Below are 20,604 nucleotides of genomic sequence, written 5' to 3' on the forward strand. Positions count from 1 at the left end.
TTTTAAGCCTGTAGTAAGGCAGCTTACTACAGGCTTAAATATTTTTAAATTAACTTCTCAAATTCCTCCACAGGAATGGGCTTGGAGTAATAATAGCCCTGAACCCAGTAACAGCCTATGGATTTTAGGAAATCCACCTGTTCCCTGGTTTCAACCCCCTCGGCAATGGTATGCAGATTAAGGCTTTTGGCCATCTGAACAACAGCGCTCAGGATATTGCCTCCCCGGCCGGTTTGGTCCGTGCTCCGCAAAAAGCCCATATCCAGCTTCAATATATCAATATGAATATCCTTAAGCATATTTAGGGAGGAATAGCCGCTGCCAAAGTCGTCCATTAAAATGACAAAGCCTTCATTTTGAAGGCGTTCCGTAACCTCCATAATCATCTTTGGGTCATCGGTATAGGCGGATTCGGTTATTTCCAGCTCCAGCAAATTCTTGGGAATATCATATTTTTGGGTAAGTCCCACCAAAAAGCTGATCAAATCCGGATCGTAAAGATCGATACGGGACACATTCACCGAGACAGGCTTTACCAGCTTGCCTGAATCCGTCCACCTTCTGAGGCTTTTACAGGTCTCTTCCCATATATACCGGTCCACTGCATACACGGAGCCGTTTCGTTCCAGAACGGGAATAAACAGGGAGGGCACTACACTGCTGCCATCCTCCTTAATCCAGCGCACCAATGCCTCTGAACCAATAATCTGTTCCGTCCGCAGGTCATATTTCGGCTGCAGAAACAGCTTAAAGCCACCATGCTCCAGGGCTGAATCGAATTCATTGACAATCATCTGCTCCAGAAGCATCTGATTGCGCATCTTATCGTCATATACGCAATATGGAGTTACATGATTGCCCTTCACCTGATTTAAGGCCATATTGGCCCGCTCTATCATGGTGCTGACCGGAATGCTCATGTCATCCACATGATATAGGCCAAAGGTCAATACTGTATGGTGGGAGATTTCAAAGCTGTTGGCCACTATCTGCATGGTATAAATCAGCTTTTCTGCTTCCCCCTCCCTGGCCTCAAAGCACATAACAAAATTGTCGGCATACAGCCGGGCAGAAAGGCACAGCTTCATGTCAATGCTTTTCATAAAGCCGGCCAGATAATTAAGGAGCTTGTCCCCCTGCTGCTCACCAAAAATCTCATTGATAATCTTGAAACGCTCAATATTGATACGAAGAATGTCAAAGGACTTATCAGGATAATCGGTCATCATATCCGCTGCCCGAATGCAGAAGGCTTCCCGGTTAAATAAGCCGGTGGCACTATCATAGGAGGCCAGGAATTCCAAATCGCTGACGTTGGACTCCGTCAACAGCTCATAGGTCTTTTCCCGATCATAGTCCAATGCCATATTTATGCCATTTATAGTAAACCCATCAGGCACCATCCGATACATGGTAGTGATATTTAACAATAACAGCTTACGTTGCTGGAGGCTGGTCATAATGATGTGGGACTCAATAGACAGCTGCCCCTCACGAACAAATTGGCGGCTGCGGATCTTACTGATGCTGCAGGGAGCCAAGCGTTCATATTCCCCCTGAAGAAACCGCTTTACCTCCCAGCTGCCCCGGGAATAATAGTGTCCGGAGGGACTAAAGCCGATAACATTCTCATCCAGCACATCAGCCAAGGCATCCACTACGCCTTCGGCAAACAACCGCTTTATTAATTTTTCCGTTGCACGTTGAAGATTATCAATATCTACTTTTAATGCCATACACAAGCCTCATTTACAGTGAATAATCATATCGTCGACTTTTATTGTAAAACAAATACTCCCATTAAGCAATATTTCATTGTAAAATTAACATTTGTTAGCGTAAGCCTTAGGGTGCCACCAATTTCCACCTTATTCACCTTATATATCATGGTCAATGCTAACCCGGGGTGAACAAAATAGAAAGCGGGGAATAGTAAAGACCGTTGTTATCCTTACTAATCCCCGCTTTCTATTGCCTCCAGACTGGAAGCAATCTCCGGTTTTAGTTTAATATGTACACATCCACCACACCACGGCCAAAGCTGATGGCCTCATGATATGTATTCATGCACAAGTCTATTCTATTGCCTCGGATAGCACCACCGGTATCACCGGCAACGGCCACTCCATAGCCTGGAATGAACACGTGGCTTCCCAGCGGTATCACATCTGGATCAACAGCAACTACTCCATGCTGTGCGACCATGCCGGTAGCGGTTATGCCGCTGCCACCACCATCACTTGGAATATAGGCTGTAGCCTCCATTGTATAATGACTCTTGTAAGTCATGGCCCCCTGTGGGGTTTGTACGGAATTTACCGGAACAACTGGTACATCAGTAACCTTGATGTGCATACCAGCTACAACGTCTGTCTCTCCGGCTTTATCAATCTTATATCTGTTACCTACGTAGCCGAGCTCTATCATAATGTCATCTACCGTGGCGTTTGCTGTAACCAGCTCTTTCCTTTCGCCCTCGTGTTCAACAACAACCGGTACAGCTCGTCTGATGTTGATGACCTCATCGCCATTTTCATCAGCGGTTACCCTGTATATATCCTTCTCATTTCTGGTAACTCCGGCCTGGGTAAGGATATTGTCCACAACGTGATATGGAGTGCTCAGCTCAATACGCTGGCCATCCACTGAAATTGTTACATGTCTGTGGGACACAAAGCCTGTTACCATGGTCATCACAGCCAGTAAACCAATGCAAATCAGGAACCGGATATCCCGGATACATCGGACATGGATTTTAGCAAAACTCATTCAATTCCTCCCTTTGCTTTTGAAACATGGTTGATAGTATATCAGCAAAAAATAGTCTTGTCAAATTTTTGAAATTCACAATCACCACTTTGGGGGTTATATTATACTCAAAAAATGAAAAATAAATGAAAAAACGGCTGAAAATTGACAGCCGTCTCCCACATTGGTATTTTTTGTCCTTTGGCAGCTACTTAAGCCTTGTATACAGTGCTTTGGCGTTAATTGTAGTTTGCCTTTGAATTTCCTCAAAATCCACCCCTCTGAACTCAGCTAATTTTTCTGCCACATACCTTACAAAGGCCGGTTCGTTTCTTTTTCCCCGCATAGGTGACGGGGCCATATAAGGACAATCCGTTTCCACCAAAATTCTTTCCAGGGGAATTTGTCGGACGATTTCCGGCAGCTTGGCGGCATTCTTGAAGGTCAGGGGACCGTCTACACCGATATACCAGCCCAGCTTTACCAGCTCCAGGGCAGTTTCCAGGCTTCCGGAAAAGCAATGCATTACCCCCCGAATACCCTTTCCTTCTTTTTTAATGATTTCCATGGTATCGCCATGGGCCTCCCGATTGTGGATGCATACAGGCAGTGCCAGCTGACGGGCCAAATCCAGCTGCTGAATAAAGATACGCCGCTGTAACCCCCGCTTGTCCCGGTCCTTTTCCCAATAATAATCCAGCCCTATCTCGCCAATACATACCACCTTGTTATTTTGTGCCAAAGCAGCCAATTGGTCAAGGTCCTGCTGCCCCATGTCAAAGGCTTCCTCCGGGTGAACCCCAACGCCGGCGTAGCATATAGCATATTGTTCAGCCAGCTCCACACACTGCTGTGAAGATTGGATGGTGTCCCCCATATTTATGATGGCACCGATATTGTTTTCCAATGCGTTGGTAATAATTTTTCCTCTGTCCTGGTCAAATTGTTCACTGTTAATATGGGCATGGGTATCGATCAGAGCATTTTCCTTCATTATAATATTCTCCCTACAGCCTTTAATTAATTGGTTTATTCTAAATTATCTTTAGTTCCAATGTTTTTTCAATTATTTTTTCTATATAAATAAGGGCTGCTGTATGAATACAGCAACCCAAATATTCATCTTTATCCGACGTCAACGGGTAAATTTCCGGTAATTTCAGATGAAGCCTAAAGCTCCGCCTGAGTAGGTCTTCATTTTATCCGATGCATGGGACGTATTAACCAATAGGCGTTGCCTCCTGGATACGTCCGCAAAGCCCTGGGTAAAATTCAACTAAATTCAGATGGAGTTAAAACTCCACCTGAATAAGTTATCATTTTATCGTACGACACTGCCCACCGGCATATCCACCGTCACAACCTCCAGCTGGTCACCCTTGGTGGCAGCCAAAATCATGCCCTGGGACTCAACGCCCCGCAGCTTGGCCGGCTTTAAATTCATTACCAAAATTACCCGCTTCCCAATAAGCTCATCAATTGCGTAATGCTGGGCTATTCCCGATACCACCTGACGCTTCCCCTCACCGGTATCAACAATGAGCTTCAGCAGCTTATCGGCCTTTGGCACCGGCTCAGCCTCCACAATTTCCACCACCTGCAGCTTTACCTTGCCGAAATCATCAATGGTAATGAGACCATCCTCCGCCGGGGCAGCCGCTTTTTTCTCCCCCTGCTCCTTCTTAGGCTGCTTTTCCTTCTTTGGTGGCTGAACCTTGTCCTCCTTGTCCAGCTCGATGCGCGGAAACAGCTGCTGGGCCTCCCCAATATGCATACCTGCCGGTGTTCCCCCCCAGGTCCTGATATCCTCCAGGCGGACATCCTTAAATTCCCCGGGAATATTCAGCTGCTGCCAAACCTTTTCCGCCGTAACAGGCATATAAGGAGCAATGAGAACGCTGATTATGCGCATGGATTCGATAAGGTTATACATAACATTGGCCAGCTCCTGCTTCTTGTCAGGATCCTTGGCCAAGGCCCAGGGAGCCGTTTCATCAATGTACTTGTTGGCCCGACTGATAAAGGCCCATACCGCCTTTACCCCATTGCTTATCTTCATGCCGGTCATACCCTCATCAAAGGCCCGTACTGCCTCCATGGCATCGCTGATAAGGGAGTCGTCAATTGCCGACCTGCCGGAGGGAGCCAGCACCTGGCCATTCTGGAACTTGCCCACCATGTTAAGGGTGCGATGGAGCAAATTGCCCAAATCATTGGCCAAATCTGCATTTATCCGCTGTACCAGGGCCAGCTCGGAGAAGTTGCCATCCTGACCCAGGTTAATTTCCCGCAAAAGGAAATAGCGAATGGCATCCGGGCCATACTTTTCAATGAGCTCAATCGGATCAATAACATTGCCCAGGGATTTGGACATCTTGGTACCGTCCACCACCAGCCAGCCGTGACCGTAAATCTGCTTCGGCAGCGGCAAATCCAGGGCCATGAGAATGCATGGCCATATAATGGAGTGGAAGCGGACTATTTCCTTGCCCACCAGATGAACATCGGCCGGCCAGAATTTGTTGAATTTCTCCTGGTCATCCAAAAAGCCTATAGGAGTCAGGTAGTTGGTCAGGGCATCAAACCACACGTAGATAACATGCTTTTCGTCCATTGGTACAGGAATGCCCCAATCAAAGGAGGTACGGGAAATACACAGGTCATCCAGACCCTGCTTGATGAAATTAATCATTTCATTGCGACGGGATACGGGCTGAATGAAGTCAGGATTATCCTCAATATGCTTTAAAATTCTGTCGGCATAGTTGGACATCTTGAAGAAATAGGCTTCCTCGGCCACTTCCTTTACCGGGCGGCCGCAATCCGGGCAGCATCCGTTTTCGTCCAGCTGCAGCTCCGTCCAGAAGCTCTCACATGGAGTACAGTACAAGCCCTTGTAGGAGCCCTTGTAAATATCCCCCTTGTCGTATACCCGGCGGAAAATCTCCTGAACCACCTTCTCATGGCGGGGCTGGGTGGTGCGGATAAAATCATCATTGGAAATATGCAGAAGCTTCCACAGATTTTGGAAGCCGGCCACGATTTTATCCGTATATTCAATAGGCTTTATACCTTCGGCCTCAGCCTTCTCCTGAATTTTCTGGCCATGCTCATCACTGCCGGTAAGGAAAAATACCTCCTCCCCGGCCAAACGATGATAGCGGGCCACGGCATCTGCAATGGTGGTGCAGTAGGCGTGACCGATATGCAGCTTGGCACTTGGATAATAAATTGGTGTTGTTATGTAAAAGCTCTTGTTGCTCACGAAAAGTTTCCTCCTAAAATGTATTATGCCCTTCCGCCGGGGAAGGGGGGGATTGCTGGGGGTGGGAGCCGGTCCTCTATAGGCGGTAAATCAGGTATTCAGCAGGGCCTGATATACGTCACGGCGGCTAATACCCAATTGTTTGGCAGCTTCCCGCATGGCCTCCTTGCGGCCCATGCCCTCCCTTTCCAGTTTAGCCACCAGCTCCGCCGGTGTCAACTGCTGTTTAGGCCCAGCCTCCACCTCATTATTCAAATCAAAGCCTTCCACTATGATGACAAATTCCCCCCGGGGCTCATGCTCATCATAATAGGCCGCCAGCTCCCCCAAGCTGCGGCGATTAAATTCTTCAAAGGCCTTGGTTAATTCCCGGGCAGTTACCGCCCGTCGATGGGGACCCAGGGCCTTCAGCAAATCCCCCAGGGTTCCCTTCAGGTGGTGGGGAGCCTCATAAAAAATCAATGTCTCGGGACGCCTGGCGATACGCTCCAGCAATTCCCGCCGCTTTTTTCCCGTCCTGGGCAAAAAGCCATAAAAGGTAAAGGCGGTGGTATCAAGACCGGAGCAGATCAGGGCTGATAGAGCGGCATTGGCCCCGGGCAAGGGGCTTACCTGAATACCGGCCTCAATGGCCAGCATGGCCAAATGGGCACCCGGATCAGAAATACCGGGCAGTCCGGCATCACTGATGCACACGACGGTGCGGCCCGCCAGCATGTGCTCCACCAGCTCCGGTCCCTTGTCCAGCTTGTTGTGCTCATGATAGCTGGTAAGGGGCGTGTGGATATCAAAGTGGGACAACAGCTTGCGGGAATGGCGGGTATCCTCCGCCGCAATAAGATCCGCCTCCCCCAAAATCCGCACACTGCGATAGGTCATATCCTCCAGATTGCCAATGGGAGTGGCCGACAGGTACAGCAGGCCCGGTTTAGTTGTATTTTCCTCTGACATAGAATGGGTCATTCCTTTTTCATGTTGTAAATCCGCAGGATTTCATCTGTGTAGCTGCCATCAGCATTGTGGACAATTAAGGGCAATTCGGCCCTCATTCCCCCGGGTACAGCTCCCACGACGCCCTCCAGCAGCATTAAATTCGAGGTCTTGTCCAGCTTGGGCTGAACCAGCTGGAGCCGTTTTACCTCTATCTGATGGTTATGCAGTGCCACAATAATTTCCCCCAGGCGTTCCGGCAAATGGACCATGGCCAGCCTGCCGCGAAAGCGCAGCAGATAGCGGGCTGCCTTTACCACATCCTCCAAGGTAGCGGTAACCTCATGCCTTGCCCGGGCCACCCCATCCATTGCACTCAGCCTCCCCTGATTTACGGGGCGATAGGGTGGGTTGACGATAACGCAGTCAAAGGCCTCCGGCGGATACAGCTCCCGGATTTGGCGATAGTCACCATGGGTAATGGTAACCTTATCCTCCAGGTGATTCAGCCGCACATTGCGCTGGGCCAGCTCTGCCATTACGGGATTAAGCTCCAGGCCGTGAACCTCCCTGACCTCATCGGCAATCAGCAGGGGCATAACCCCTGTCCCCGTGCCCAGGTCAAATACCCGCCAATTTTTATGATAATGGGGATAATGGGCCAGCAGCACTGCATCAATGGAAAAACAGAACTCCCTGGTATTTTGAATAATTTTCCGCCCGCTCAGGAGCAAATCATCCAGCCGTTCATCAGGGCCCAGATCAATTTCCATATCCCCAAGCTCGCCCCCTATCAAATGTCATCCTCGTCCTTTTCAATAACATCCTCCCAGGAGGCCACAATGGTCTTGCTGTTGTCCAGCAGAATAGTGGCTGTGCGCCGCTGCTGGTTCAGATTGATTACCTTGCCCTCGCCCTCGGCAGTGATTACCTTGCTGCCCTGAGTTGGCGGCTTGACCTTAACCCGCTTCTGGGATTTGCCGCAATAACACTCATTTTCGTATTTTAGACAGCACATCAGGCGTCCGCAAATACCGGAAATCTTGGTGGGATTGAGGGACAAATTCTGCTCCTTGGCCATGCGAATGGATACCGGCTCAAATTCGCCCAGGAAGGTGTGGCAGCACAATGGACGGCCACAGCAGCCAATGCCCCCCATAAGCTTGGCCTCATCCCGGACCCCAATCTGGCGAAGCTCAATACGGGTACGGAATACCGCCGCCAAATCCTTTACCAGCTCTCTGAAATCAATACGTCCGTCAGCGGTAAAATAGAAAATAATCTTGTTCACATCAAAGGTATATTCCACCTGTACCAGCTTCATGGGCAGCTTGTGGGCACGAATTTTTTCCTCACAAATACCAAAGGCCTCCTGCTCCTTGTGGCCGTTATCAATAACCTTGTTTTTATCGGCTTCGGTGGCCTTGCGCAGCACTTCCTTCAATGGAAGCACCACATCACTGTCCGGAACCTCCCGGGGGCCAATTACCGCCGTACCATACTCGATGCCTCTGGCCGTCTCCACAATCACATCATCATCTGTGGCAATATCCAGCTTACCTGGACTAAAATAATATATTTTTCCAGCCCGCTTAAAGCGGACACCTACTACAGTCTGCACCTTAATCCTCCAATAAATCCTTTATTTTTATAGCAAAGCTTTCCACCATCAGCCGGGTAGACACTCTATAGCGCAAGCGTCCCTGATATTCCCTGACCAGCCTTAGCATGGCTATCAATTGATGTTCGGTAAGCTGGCTCGCCAGCTCATTTATCCTGAAGCTGTCCTGCTGATTATACAGGGTAACCCCGCTGCCGCTATACACCACCAGCTCATCCCGGATAGCCATGGCCAAAAAGCTGAACCATTGCCTCAGCTTGTCCCGGTCCGCCTTTCCCATTTCCCCCAGCTCTGTTCCCAGCCGCCACACCATATCCATATCCAGGTTCCGGCCGGCACAGGCACTGAAGAACTCCATCGCCGTTTTTTGCAGGGACAGGCCCTCCTCATCATTCAGGAGCATGGCATGGCGGACACTGCCATCGGCAAAGGCTGCCAAATAGTTGGCCTGCTGCCGGGAAATCCCCTGGTCCACCAGCACAGCACTGATATCCTCAGGGCTCAGGCCGGCGAAATCCTCCCGCATACAACGGGAAATAATCGTATCCAGCAGGGCCATAATGGAATTGGTGATCAAAATAAAATAAATCTGCCCCCCCGGCTCCTCAATGGTCTTCAGCAGACTATTGGCCGCCGCGTCATTCATGGTCTGGGCATCATCAATAATCACCACACGGGACGCAGATAAAATAGGTACCCGGGCCACCTTGCCCTGCATTTCCCGAATATCATCGATGAATATACAGGCCGTGCCCTTTTTCACCTGGGGCACCACCGTAAAAAAGTCAGGATGAGTATCCGACAGAAGAGCCCTGCAGGAGGGGCAATGACCACAGGCCCCGCCCTCCACCGGACTATGACATAAAAGAGTGGCCGCCATTGCCTGGGCAGCCAGCCTCTTTCCTATACCATCAATGCCGGAAAACAGCATGGAATGGGGTACCATATCCTCCCGGCAAAGGGTTTTTAGTCGCGCGATATTTACTTTATGCCCCGTAATACTATTCCAATAAATATTCATTACATATACAAATCCACCAGCATACCCCGAATAGCATCGTGGCTGGCCACCACATCCAATTGGTCAGACTGGCCCAAGCGAATTTTTTCTGCCATATTCTCCAGCTCGGTATCAATCTTCCGCACAGTGGTATACACCTTCTGCCGTCCCATACGATCCCAGCCGGACTGGGTGCTTACATCATACATCTGACCAACCACCGTACTGACAAAATTCTTGATGAGACTGCGATATTCCATTAGCTCATCATAGGTAGGGGTCTTGGTCAGCCTGGATCCCTGCTCATCAATCTGCTCCAAAAGACGCTGCAATTGCTCATGGGAGGCGCTGCTGCGCTGGTCCTCAAATTCCGATGAAAAATCTGACTCCATGGCATTGGTCTTTCGGTTGGAGCTGCTCCCCATAGCAGGCATTGCTTCTCTGGTACCTAAGCCGTCTATTTTCATATCTATCACCTGTTGTCCCAAAACAATATTTACAAATAAACATACCCGATATAAGTATAACGTAGTTTAATGCCTTATGGCAATAAAAAAAGGAAACCATCCCTCTGGTTTCCTTTTTCATGAGTGATATTGTATTGGTAAATTACGCCATTACTTGAACATAATCATCTTGGCATCGAAGATTTCCTCCATGGAGGTAATCAGCTTCAAAACATTGGCCGGCACCTCGCTGTCCAGGGTCAAAATCATCAGATTTACATCCTCCTTGTCAGTGGTGGATACCTGCATACCGGAAATGTTGACGCCGGCTGCTCCCATAATGGAACCCACCTGGCCAATAACACCAGGGCGATTATTATGCGGGCAAAGCAGCAGACAATTGCGTGGAGCCACATCCAGTCTGTTCTCGTTAATCTGAACAATACGCGGCTTTTCACCAAAGAGGGTACCCTGAATGCTTACAGTCTGATTTTTGCTGGTCATTACCGTAACGGTAACCGTATTGGCATACCTCTCCGTATTTTTATTCTTGACCTCACTGACCTTAATATTCCGTTCCTTGGCCAGACCCGGTGCATTAACAAAGTTTACCACATCGTCCAGCTCAGCACTCAGTATGCCCTTCAAAACTGCCGTGGTTATCATTCGGGTGCTTACATCGGCAATCTCGCCGTTGTAGGTAACATCCAGCTTCTTGATGCCGCCGTCCACCAGGGCACGGGCTGCACAGCCAAGCCGCTCTGCCAAATCGAAATATGGAGCAATAACCTGCATAACGGACTTGGAAACCGGTGCCATATTAACTGCCGTCATAACCGGCTCACCATGGAGGGCCGCCTTGATGCCCTGGGCCACGTCCACAGCCACCCCTACCTGGGCCTCCACTGTGGATGCACCTAAATGAGGGGTCACAAAAATATTCTTCACCCCAAGAAGAGGGTGATCCGCCGGAATAGGCTCACTGGTAAATACGTCCACTGCCGCACCGGCCACCTGACCATCCAGCACAGCCTCCCGCAGATCCTCCTCCACAATTATACCGCCACGGGCACAATTTATGAGGCGGACCCCCTTCTTCATCTTGTACATTACTTCCTTATTAATCATCCCCCTGGTGGAATCGGTAAGAGGCATATGAACTGTAATGAAATCAGACTTGGCAATAACCTCTTCAAAGGTGCCAACCTCGACACCCATATCCTTGGCCCGTTCCTCGTTGATATAAGGGTCATAGCCGATAACCTTCATTTCAAAGGCCAGGGCCCGTTTGGCCACACCGCTGCCGATACGGCCCATACCAATAACCCCCAGGGTCTTATCCTTCAGCTCCACACCTGTGTACTGCTTACGATTCCACTCGCCCTTTTGCAGTGTTTCGTTGGCTATCGGAATATTCCGGGCCATGGACAGCATCATGGCACAGGTATGCTCAGTGGCTGCATTGGTGTTTCCGCCCGGGGAATTGATAACGATAATACCACGGGCTGTAGCTGCGGCCACATCAATATTATCCACGCCCACACCGGCCCGTCCAATAATTTTAAGATTAGTGGCGGCATTGATAACCTCCGCCGTCACCTTGGAGGCTGAACGGACAATAAGGGCATCAAATTCAGGAATAATTTGTAAAAGCTCATCAGCCGGCAGCTTATCCTTAATGACACATTCAAAATCATCCTTAAGAATATCCACCGCCATCTGTGAAACGCCATCGGCAATTAATACTTTCATGGTAAGCCTCCTATTATTTTGGGAATAGTTTTACTTGTGATACACTACAGCTTACATAATATTTTATTTGCTCCAAAAAATCAAGTGTATTATGGGGTAAAACTTTTTGTAACAAAATGCTAAACCATCTTGACCCTTTTCCAAATTCTGATGTAAAATTAATCCTATCGAGTTATTAATATCACTTTTTTAGGAGGTTGTCCCATGGAAGCAAATCGCATATATAACTTTAATCCTGGCCCTTCAATGTTGCCACTGGAGGTTTTAAAGGAAGCCCAGGCAGAATTTTTAAATTTTCAGAATACCGGCATGTCCATATTGGAAATCAGCCACCGGGCCAAGGCCTATGACGAGGTACACAATCAGGCCAAGGCGGACATCCTGGAGCTGATGGGCTTAGGTGATGACTATGAAGCATTGTTCATCCAGGGTGGAGCCAGCCTGCAGTTCGCCATGATTCCCATGAACTTCGCCACCAAGGAAAAGCGTGGTAACTATGTTCAGTCCGGCAGCTTTGCCTCCAAGGCCTTTAAGGAAGCCCAGATTTTAGGTGTAGGCTATTCGGCAGCCTCCAGCAAGGACGTGGACTACAAGCACATCCCAACCCAGGAGGAAATCAAGCTGAGCGACGACGCTGCATATCTCCATTTGTGCTACAACAACACCATCTACGGCACTGAATACCATTACATTCCTGAAACCGGGGATGTACCATTGATTGCCGACATGTCCTCGGATATTCTGTCCCGCCCACTGGATTTTAAGAAATTCAGCTTCATCTACGCCGGTGTTCAGAAAAATCTGGGCCCTGCCGGAGTTGTACTGGTGGTAGCAAAGAAATCCATGCTGGAAAAGAGCCCAGAGGCCCTGCCTACCATGCTGAGATACGACACCTTCTACAACAAGAATTCCCTGTACAATACTCCACCGGCCTTCTGCATTTACATGGTGGGCAAGACGGCCAAATGGATCAAGGCCCAGGGCGGTCTGGAGGCTCTGGCCAAGGTGAACAAAAAGAAGGCGGACCTGGTATATGGGGTAATCGATAACAGCGACGGCTTCTACAAGGGCCATGCAGACAAGGACAGCCGTTCCTTTATGAATGTGACCTTCCGCCTGCCTAACGAGGAGCTGGAAAAGAAGTTCGTGGCCGAGGCATTGGAAAACGGCCTCAGCGGCGTAAAGGGACACCGCAGCGTAGGCGGTATGCGGACCTCCATCTACAACGCCATGCCATATGAGGGCTGTGAAAAGCTGGCCGACTTCATGGAAAAATTCCACAAGGCAAATAAATAAATATATAAACTAAAAGAGCTGTGCTGAAACGAATAATCGTTTTAGTATAGCTCTTATTTTTTGCCTTAATACATTATTTATTTTGCCGGGCTGATTTTTACTTCAAACAATCTGTTCCACGGACAGGTTACCTTCATTTTCTCGATAAAATCCCTTTTCCCCGCCGGCAGATTGTCATTGGCGAAGGTATGCATCAGGGAGGTGGCCCGTCGTTCCACATCAGTCTTATCCTTGCCCAGCTCCGAATATACACCGGCCTCCTTGAACCAGGACAGCTGACGGGTAACCATCTGGCGGATATTGGCCTGATACAGCCAATCATCCATGTAGCGGATGGTAATGAGCTCCTCCCTGTCCTGCTTCTTCATCTCCTTGGCCAGTACCCCCTGGGCCAAAGCAAAGCCTATGCTGTTGGTTGGGGTATTCCAGCCGGAATAGGATTGCAGCTTATACAGCATATCTCGGTTTCTGAGCTCCTCCATCAGGGAATTGTCCGAGCCGTTAACAAAGGAAATATCCGCTACCCCCACCGGCTCGCCCCGATTAATGGCCCGCTCCATATATGTCACAAAGGTCTTGACATCAGGTCTGATTTTTTTGTCATTACTGTACCAGTTGGCCCCCAGGTTGGCTCCTGTAGGATTGGTATTAATCATCAGCAGCAAATCCACATTGGTGGTCTTATCCACATACTGCCCTCCCAGAAGCTTCACATGGGACCGCACCGTGGCGTCCACCGATTCATCGGAATAGGCCGGTATCAAATATCTGCCGCTGCCCCAATTGTAATCGGCTGTCACCACCGGCTGCCGGTGCTCGATTTCATTAACAGCTCTGGTCAACAGCAACAGCCCCATTTCATCAATGCCGGCAATATTCTGAACCCGGTCAGCCTGCTTCTTTTGGGAATAATCCCTGAGATGACGGGCCTCCATATGGGTCTGGGACCAGGCCGCATTATCGTCCCGGCCCAGAACCAGGCACTCAAATTTATCCTTGGCGGCCAAATCAACCAGGCCCTCATTTACCCGATAATTTTTTCCCCGTCGGGTATTCCAGTCCCGGATATAGGCGGCAGGAACCAGCTCCGTCAGGAAATCCAGCTCCTTTTCCTCCCGTGGGGTAAGGCCCTTGGCATCCTTCTTGTCATTAAGGGCCGTATAGCGGAAAATATCATAGCCATAGGCCTTATAATAGTCCGGCTCCTGGCTGCCGGAATTTTCCCCGGAGGTCGGGGTACGCATGATAGAGGAAAACACATACAGCTTGGCATCATCATGACGATATTTATAATCGTTGAAATTGGCCACCCGTTCCCGAAGCTGCCGCTCCGTGAGGGTATGCTTCCGGGAGCTCACCAGGCTGCCGTATATCATACTGTCGGCAGAGATAACTATGGCCTTTATATCCGGGTCCAGGCCCCAGACCTTGCCGCCAGTATTAAACCGCTTTTTTTCCAGCTTGCTGGGCTCCCTCTTTATGGTCGTATTTTTTTCCAGCCACATCCAAAGCTGCTCCGGTTTTCCCATATTGTCCTTGGTTCCCAGCAGCTCATCAGGGGGAACTATCACCTCGTAGCCCAGCTTCCTGATGGTTTCTGCCGACATCTCATCAGATACCGGACGATTGTCGTGGGGAATAAAGACGATTTTCCCCTTTGACGGATTATCATTTATCTTTTTCTTGGCGGCCATAGTGTCCGTTGCCACGAACAGGCACATAAGGCACGCAATCAACACAAATAGCTTTTTCATATTCTCTCTTTAACCAACCCAACTACAATCAACGTAACACATTCAACGCCATTTCCTTTATTTCCTCAGGTACCTCCACCCGTGTATTCACGGTAATATACCCCTCATGGGGAGTGGCGGATTCCACATCGAACAAATCCAGCAGGCGGTGCCCCTTAAGCTCGGTGGTGGCAAGCTCGGTGGTTTCCAGCACCGGCTTTAAATCCACCCTCACCCGATTGCCATGGATGGTGGTGGGAATATCCTCCACCTCAATCCGTCCAAAAATATTTTGGACCATGGACAGGGACATTCTGGAAAAAAACCAGGAGGCCAGGCCGTGATCCTTGAGGGCCCGTTCCTTCACCTTAAAGGTTATATGGGAGTCCTCCCTGCTATGTATCATTTCCTCAATAGTGCCGGAAAGCTCAATACGGCCTACACTTTTGGTATCAGCCTCTATATCCACCTTGCCGGTTTCATGGGAAGTAATCCGGGCACTCCTGATGTTATAATCCCCCTGCTCTATGCGGTGGGCTAATGCATCATTAATGACCGAATCCGGCACAGAGATACTTCCATTCATAATTTCCATCAGTGATTGATGGCTCCAGGTATGCTGAATAACCCGTATTACGGGACCATAATCCTCAATTACCTCCGATACCTGCATCCAATCAATATTTGACACAGCCTCTATAATAGCTGCCGGCATATCCATTATCGGTCATCCCTTTTACTTTTTCCGTTTCACAGCCTGTTCGGCAGCCTTGGTGGCTTCAGCCTCATCAGACCGTATAGTCTGCCACAGCCTTCGGGCATCGTTGTACAGCTTCTCGTTATTCATCTTCAATTTCTTATCATTGATAAGCATGCCCAAATACTGGGTGCAACGCTCCCGTTCCCCAAGGCGGTTATACAGGGTAGCAATGAGATAGGTAACCGCGTTGTCAGACAAATTATCCACCGGATATCGCTCTGTCATAAGGGACCGATCGAAAAGAGCCACTGCCTTTTTGGTCCATTCCCTCTCCTGCTCCGCCAGACCCACTGTCCGGAAGACCCAGGCCATATGCAGCGACAGGCTGGCCAATCTCGAAGGCGGGGCACTAATCGCCTCTGCACAATATATAGCCAGCTGAAATGACGCTATTGCCTCAGGCAGCCCCCGTTCCGGGGTAAACAGGAAACGCGCCCGCCTGTCATGGAGAAACTTGGCCATAATTTCCTGCTCCCGGCCAGACAGCGGACTTAAAAAATGCTTTTCGTCTGCGGCATAGCCACAATGCTCACAGGCCCATATGGTGTAAAAGTACGGATTAAAATCCCGGTAATGAGTGCAATAATCATCATCGGTACGGGAAATCATCAGCCGTGACTTAACCTTGACAACCCTGGTATTTTTGCCGCAAACTGGACATTTTTTCTCCACCACAAAGGTAAATTCATTTGACATATTCATCATCCCTCATTTGGTCAGTTGTAAAATGAAGACTCAGTCATCATCATCTTCTTTTGCCCTTTTCTTATCCTTCTTTGCCTTTTCCTGGGCCTCCAGGGCAGCCTTAACCCTGGCTGCATCAGCTTCACTCAGTTCCTCATTGTCACGCGAATCATATTCCTTGTTTTGAAGCCGGTATTCATCCTGCTCCAGCTGCATTTGGGCCAGAAGCTCATCACTAATGGTCCCATTGCTTCTGAGAGCCAGCTTTACCCGGTTGCGCAGTGCGTAATCAATGATTCGGCTATAGAATTTGTAATCAAAGGACTTCTCTGATAGATTTGCTATTTCAATGCTTTGATCAGGCTTATTAACTGCCAAGGTGCTCCAGGTGGAATCAAGATAATCCTGTTCCTGGAAATAAACTGTTTTATCCTTGGTGTTTATTACATAGTATTCAGCAGCACCGACCAAATTGTCAAATCCCTCCACAGAATTGCCATTCCAACGACGCTTGGTGAATACATCGTGAATCATCAGGTCATCATAAACCTTTAATACAGGTACAATAACCATATCATAATCAAATTGGTCCTCGTCATTTTTGCCATAGCTGATTTGCTGCACATTAAAGAAATAATCGCACCGGGATGATGACTGAACCCATTTAAATATTGTCTCATCAACCTGTGGGGCAGCACCAGCCATCGTTGTCCACACAGTACACAGCATGGTAAGTAAACAAATAACATATTTTCTCATATAACAAAACGCCTCCATAATATCCATCTTCAAAGCTTTACTCTAATCTATAAAAATGAAAAACTTATGAAAATCACCTGTCATACCCGATCATCAGATGGAGTAAGGGTATCCAATTCATAGGGCGTTTCCTGATATACATAATAGTTCAGCCAGTTGGCAAAAAGCAAATTGGCCACAGAGCGCCATCTTACGATTGGTGTCCTGGTAGGATCATCATTGGGATAATAATTTATCGGAACATTAACATTGGGTATACCGGCCGCCATATCCCGGTCATATTCGGCTTTTAGGGATAAGGGGTCATATTCCGCATGACCAGTAATAAAAAACTGACGCTTATCAAGATTGGCTATGGCATAAACTCCGGCCTCCCCGTCGGATTCGGCCATAATGGTCAATTCCGGAATTTTTTCAATATCTGCCTTGCGCACCTCCGTATGACGGGAATGGGGTACATAAAACTCATCATCAAAGCCGCGGAACAGCCGCTCGTTCTCCACGCATAGGTGATGCTTATACACGCCGAAAATCTTTGGCGTCACATCATGCTTATTAATTCCATAATGATAGTACAAGCCGGCCTGGGCCCCCCAGCATATGTGGAAGGTGGAATAGGCGTGGGATTTGCTCCACTCCATGATTTCCTCCACCTCCTCCCAATAGGCTACCTCCTCAAAGGGCATCTGCTCCACCGGGGCCCCGGTAATAATGAAGCCATCATATTTTTTATGACGAACCTCAGCAAAGGTACCGTAGAACTCCGTCAAATAATCTGCCGCGGTATGGGTGGGCACATAGGATTCTGTATATATAAAATCCACCTCCACCTGAAGGGGGGTGTTACCCAACAGGCGCAGCAGCTGGGTTTCCGTCACCTGCTTTATGGGCATCAGATTTAAAATCAACAGCTTAAGGGGACGGATATCCTGGCTATAGGCCCGATCAGAATCCATCACAAATATATTCTCGCCCTCCAGTATTTTGGTGGCCGGAAGGTTATTAGGTATCTTTATTGGCACAAAATCACCTCAAAAACATATATAAGAACCGGTTATTCATTGTCCAGACTGTAGCGCTTCAGCCACCTTTCATGGCTGCCCTCATACCCTGCAAGGACCTTCAGTGCTTTCTCGCTGTTGGTGCCCTTTTCAATGGCATGATACATACCATCAGTGGTATTGGTAATATCCTTCCAGCCATTACCCGGCGTCCACTGCATAATCCGTACAACCTTTTCCGTATACATCGATATATTTAACGCCTTCTTCTGAAAAAAAATATTTCCTACCTCACCAGCGGCATTTTTCTTTTCCTGCCATTCCCAGAAAATCAAGTTCTGGCTCTTTAACCGCATGGTGGAGGTATCCGCCATGGAGGAAATTAGTCCCCCATCACCGGCATTTTCCTGCCACAGGGCAAGCCAGCGGTCTTCCGCCCGTATCCGGGCAGTTTCCCCCTGATTGAAAACGCTGTCCACAATAAAGCCGTAAAAATCCTCATCAAATTCCTGGGAATTCATTTCCTTGGGGCGTATCGGGCTGGATACCTTTTCCCACAGCTTATGGTCATCCTTATTGTAGAATGACTCCCGAATATATGCCAGGGTACGATTTTGCGGATTAATCTCCACCTCAGCCAGGCTGTAGGCCAACTGACCAGCCTTAATATCAGTAATGCCGTAATTATCCAGAGTCTCCTGGGCTCCGGCCGGACTATAGGTGGTCTTGGTCCAGGCACTTATCTGTACAGCAACATTATCAAAGGACCGAAGGACCTGCACCTTCTCCGGCGCGAAAAATTTACTATATTTTGCATCGGAGGAAATCCAGTACCACTCAGCACTATTATTGGCTGCATAAGAAACACCAAGCATTATTACAAGGCTGCACACAAACACAACAGTTACTGTCAGTCGACGTATCACATATATCACTCCTTTAAGCTCTTATACAGAAAAACATACAATCCAGCAATTTACATTTTACCATAAAATACTCTTTTTTTACAGAAAAGCCTGTTGACCTTGTGGGATATTCCCGGATATGATAAACTTCTTTTCAGTAATATAGGGGGTATAGCCATGAATTATACAAATTTTCAGGTGGGAGAAAAATTTCCGCTGCCTATCCATAATCAGGGGGACGGGGGCCTGTTTCAAATTGATGCCAACGGTGCCATGTTCATCCTGCAGCTAAGCCATACGGATGTGATTGCCACCGAGGCCTTCCGCACCGGGGCCATGGAGCTGGGACTTTTTGAAGATGAGGGCATTGTATTCTTCCTCTACAAAATTGACGGCATCTTTAAAGAGGGCTGGGGGGATTCCCCTCTGGGCATTCATCTGCTGCCACCGGGCATGAAGCCGTGCATCGCCGATTTGGATGAGTCGGTTATGCACCTTTATCTGGTGGATACCAGCCTGCAAATTCTCCTGGCCCAGCGTACCATAACCCTGGACCAGCCCTTCCATGAAATACTCCGGAAAAAGGTGCAGGAGCAGCTGGAAAGCTCTATTTCTCCAGGTGCCTTTGTTGCCGCCCTCCAGCGGGTATGGAAAAAATACAGCTCCAAGGATATGAGCCACAAGGCGCTTATAAAGCAGACTGTGGAGCTAAATATCCCCGCCCCGCCAGTTTTGAACTAAATATTGGATTTAAGCAAAAATATGAATTTAGGCCCAAAACGCTTAAACAAAACACAAAAAGCTGCTGCACAAGGAAGCCATATGCTATCCAGGTGCAACAGCTTTTAATTTTAGTAGCGAAGTAATGTTTTAATCCAAAGGTCCTGTTTATTGACCCATTTTTATGTTATATGTTGTCTTCTACTTATTTATTCTACATGCCGCCTAAAATACTATCCTGATTACTTTTTCCATAAACAAATCTCAATACAACTATTTTCTTATAAACATCATCAACGATGTAATAAGCAATGTAGTTTTTTACCAAAAAATAACGCACATCATCACGTTTCAGAAACTCATTTTCTACAACCTTCCCAGCTCTAGGTTCCAGACAAAATTTGTCAATCTGATCGATAAACTCATCTGCTAAAGCTTTAGCCGCAACAACATTTCCCAAGTTAATTGAAATATAAAAAAGTACGTTATCAATGTCTGATTCGGCAGTGCCAGTCAATACATAATCATACTTTTCAGATGCCATATTTATCCCTCATCTTTTTAAGAGATTTTTTACCATCTACGACACGCCCTGCTTCATAATCAGCTATACCCTCATTTATCATACGTGCCTCATCTATTTTGCCAACTAAACGCTCATAATACTCAATATCCATTACTACCAACCGACCATAACCATTCTTAGTAACAAACACAGGCTCATTTGACTCGGCACATCTTCGCTCTATCTCTACAGTGTTTTTTAAATCTCTCATTGGAACTATCTGCATAATTTCACCCCCAACGCAATATAGCCATATTTATATATAAATTATATCCAAAATTTAGCCACACCACAATGATTTATAACGCCATTGTTCAAATTTTTCTTCTTTAGAAGAAAAATCTTCCAATTAGCGTTTCCCTAAAGGACTAGCTTCGCGTCGCAACGAGGCGGTCAGTGTCAGCTACTCAGCTTCGACT

20 protein-coding genes are annotated in these 20,604 nt (G+C 48.0%); 2 read left to right on the forward strand and 18 right to left on the reverse strand.

Annotated elements, in window-relative coordinates; all coding sequences use genetic code 11:
- Positions 1-44 precede the first annotated feature (44 nt).
- The 10 genes from Q0Y54_RS01455 to serA form a co-directional block, all read right to left on the reverse strand.
- Complete coding sequence (locus Q0Y54_RS01455; RefSeq protein WP_297963555.1) at positions 45-1,736, reverse strand: bifunctional diguanylate cyclase/phosphodiesterase; 1,692 nt, start codon at positions 1,734-1,736, stop codon at positions 45-47.
- A gap of 265 nt (positions 1,737-2,001) precedes the next feature.
- Positions 2,002-2,769: a G5 and 3D domain-containing protein gene (locus Q0Y54_RS01460; protein ID WP_297963557.1), complete on the reverse strand. Its 768-nt coding sequence runs from the start codon at positions 2,767-2,769 to the stop codon at positions 2,002-2,004.
- A gap of 187 nt (positions 2,770-2,956) precedes the next feature.
- Positions 2,957-3,742, reverse strand: coding sequence for a TatD family hydrolase (locus tag Q0Y54_RS01465; RefSeq protein WP_297963559.1), 786 nt, complete (start codon positions 3,740-3,742; stop codon positions 2,957-2,959).
- Positions 3,743-4,069: 327 nt separating this feature from the next.
- Positions 4,070-6,013, reverse strand: coding sequence for a methionine--tRNA ligase (metG, locus tag Q0Y54_RS01470; protein WP_297963561.1), 1,944 nt, complete (start codon positions 6,011-6,013; stop codon positions 4,070-4,072).
- A gap of 90 nt (positions 6,014-6,103) precedes the next feature.
- The gene (gene rsmI / locus Q0Y54_RS01475) at positions 6,104-6,964 is read right to left on the reverse strand and encodes a 16S rRNA (cytidine(1402)-2'-O)-methyltransferase (RefSeq protein WP_297963563.1); all 861 of its coding nucleotides are present in this window, start codon (positions 6,962-6,964) and stop codon (positions 6,104-6,106) included.
- Positions 6,965-6,972: 8 nt separating this feature from the next.
- Positions 6,973-7,716 (reverse strand): tRNA1(Val) (adenine(37)-N6)-methyltransferase, encoded by a 744-nt coding sequence (locus Q0Y54_RS01480; RefSeq protein ID WP_297963565.1) that lies wholly within the window; start codon positions 7,714-7,716, stop codon positions 6,973-6,975.
- Between the two features lie 20 nt (positions 7,717-7,736).
- Positions 7,737-8,564 carry a stage 0 sporulation family protein gene (locus Q0Y54_RS01485; protein ID WP_297963567.1) on the reverse strand — a complete coding sequence of 276 codons (828 nt, stop codon included), beginning with the start codon at positions 8,562-8,564 and terminating at the stop codon, positions 7,737-7,739.
- A gap of 1 nt (position 8,565) precedes the next feature.
- Positions 8,566-9,585 (reverse strand): DNA polymerase III subunit delta', encoded by a 1,020-nt coding sequence (gene holB / locus Q0Y54_RS01490; protein ID WP_297963569.1) that lies wholly within the window; start codon positions 9,583-9,585, stop codon positions 8,566-8,568.
- The gene (locus Q0Y54_RS01495; protein ID WP_297963591.1) at positions 9,585-9,998 is read right to left on the reverse strand and encodes a YaaR family protein; all 414 of its coding nucleotides are present in this window, start codon (positions 9,996-9,998) and stop codon (positions 9,585-9,587) included. Before Q0Y54_RS01495 ends, holB begins: the two co-directional genes overlap by 1 nt.
- 183 nt (positions 9,999-10,181) lie before the next feature.
- Positions 10,182-11,762, reverse strand: a complete 1,581-nt coding sequence (serA, locus tag Q0Y54_RS01500; protein ID WP_297963571.1) for a phosphoglycerate dehydrogenase — start codon at positions 11,760-11,762, stop codon at positions 10,182-10,184.
- Positions 11,763-11,966: 204 nt separating this feature from the next.
- Here serA and serC point away from each other — a divergent pair, with 204 nt between their 5' ends.
- The gene (gene serC, locus Q0Y54_RS01505; protein WP_297963573.1) at positions 11,967-13,058 is read left to right on the forward strand and encodes a 3-phosphoserine/phosphohydroxythreonine transaminase; all 1,092 of its coding nucleotides are present in this window, start codon (positions 11,967-11,969) and stop codon (positions 13,056-13,058) included.
- Positions 13,059-13,135: 77 nt separating this feature from the next.
- Here serC and Q0Y54_RS01510 read toward each other — a convergent pair whose 3' ends face one another.
- The 6 genes from Q0Y54_RS01510 to Q0Y54_RS01535 all read right to left on the reverse strand — a co-directional run bounded on the left by Q0Y54_RS01510 (position 13,136) and on the right by Q0Y54_RS01535 (position 18,921).
- Positions 13,136-14,812, reverse strand: coding sequence for a DUF4127 family protein (locus tag Q0Y54_RS01510; protein WP_297963575.1), 1,677 nt, complete (start codon positions 14,810-14,812; stop codon positions 13,136-13,138).
- Positions 14,813-14,840: 28 nt separating this feature from the next.
- Positions 14,841-15,512, reverse strand: coding sequence for a hypothetical protein (locus tag Q0Y54_RS01515; RefSeq protein ID WP_297963577.1), 672 nt, complete (start codon positions 15,510-15,512; stop codon positions 14,841-14,843).
- 15 nt (positions 15,513-15,527) lie between these two features.
- Positions 15,528-16,247, reverse strand: coding sequence for a DUF2225 domain-containing protein (locus Q0Y54_RS01520; RefSeq protein ID WP_297963579.1), 720 nt, complete (start codon positions 16,245-16,247; stop codon positions 15,528-15,530).
- Between the two features lie 39 nt (positions 16,248-16,286).
- Positions 16,287-16,994: a hypothetical protein gene (locus Q0Y54_RS01525; protein WP_297963581.1), complete on the reverse strand. Its 708-nt coding sequence runs from the start codon at positions 16,992-16,994 to the stop codon at positions 16,287-16,289.
- Between the two features lie 80 nt (positions 16,995-17,074).
- The gene (gene metA, locus Q0Y54_RS01530; protein WP_297963583.1) at positions 17,075-18,016 is read right to left on the reverse strand and encodes a homoserine O-succinyltransferase; all 942 of its coding nucleotides are present in this window, start codon (positions 18,014-18,016) and stop codon (positions 17,075-17,077) included.
- Positions 18,017-18,048: 32 nt separating this feature from the next.
- Complete coding sequence (locus Q0Y54_RS01535) at positions 18,049-18,921, reverse strand: hypothetical protein (RefSeq protein ID WP_297963585.1); 873 nt, start codon at positions 18,919-18,921, stop codon at positions 18,049-18,051.
- A gap of 156 nt (positions 18,922-19,077) precedes the next feature.
- Here Q0Y54_RS01535 and Q0Y54_RS01540 point away from each other — a divergent pair, with 156 nt between their 5' ends.
- Positions 19,078-19,641, forward strand: coding sequence for a hypothetical protein (locus tag Q0Y54_RS01540; protein WP_297963587.1), 564 nt, complete (start codon positions 19,078-19,080; stop codon positions 19,639-19,641).
- A 193-nt stretch (positions 19,642-19,834) separates the two neighbouring features.
- Here Q0Y54_RS01540 and Q0Y54_RS01545 read toward each other — a convergent pair whose 3' ends face one another.
- Together Q0Y54_RS01545 and Q0Y54_RS01550 are read right to left on the reverse strand one after the other, a co-directional pair.
- The gene (locus Q0Y54_RS01545; protein WP_297963589.1) at positions 19,835-20,164 is read right to left on the reverse strand and encodes a type II toxin-antitoxin system RelE/ParE family toxin; all 330 of its coding nucleotides are present in this window, start codon (positions 20,162-20,164) and stop codon (positions 19,835-19,837) included.
- Positions 20,154-20,411 (reverse strand): type II toxin-antitoxin system Phd/YefM family antitoxin, encoded by a 258-nt coding sequence (locus Q0Y54_RS01550; RefSeq protein ID WP_276840162.1) that lies wholly within the window; start codon positions 20,409-20,411, stop codon positions 20,154-20,156. Before Q0Y54_RS01550 ends, Q0Y54_RS01545 begins: the two co-directional genes overlap by 11 nt.
- Positions 20,412-20,604 lie beyond the last annotated feature (193 nt).

Origin of the sequence: uncultured Anaerovibrio sp. (assembly GCF_947302755.1) — a bacterium.
Lineage (GTDB): Bacteria > Bacillota > Negativicutes > Selenomonadales > Selenomonadaceae > Anaerovibrio.